This is a genomic window from Paraburkholderia sp. SIMBA_027 (assembly GCF_046535315.1).
Lineage (GTDB): Bacteria > Pseudomonadota > Gammaproteobacteria > Burkholderiales > Burkholderiaceae > Paraburkholderia > Paraburkholderia tropica.
In genome coordinates this window covers 1-279 of sequence record NZ_JAWRWY010000386.1, presented here as the reverse complement: position 1 = coordinate 279, position 279 = coordinate 1, and the positions used below count along the sequence as shown (strand labels likewise).

The window sequence follows — 279 nt, the reverse complement described above, 5'->3', positions numbered from 1 at the left end:
AGCGACTGGCCCTCCCGGAGAGTAACGATCGCCCGTGGAACTTCACCCCATTTATCATCAGCTACGCCAATCACGGCAACACTCGCAACAGCGGACAGTTCCGCGATAGCTGCCTCCACTTCGGCCGGGTAGACATTTTCACCTCCGGAAATGATCATGTCCTTGATCCGATCGGACACGAACAGGAAGCCTTCATCATCCTGGCAGCCCATGTCACCCGAACGGAACCAGGACGAATCCGCGTAGCTTTCCGCCGTGGCTTGCGGCCTGTTCCAATAC

Annotated in this window: 1 protein-coding gene; it reads right to left on the bottom strand. The window is 57.3% G+C overall.

The window, feature by feature from the left end; translation table 11 throughout:
* Positions 1-279, bottom strand: a 279-nt coding sequence (locus SB764_RS39520; protein ID WP_410866687.1) for an AMP-binding enzyme, incomplete at both ends; no start/stop codon positions are given.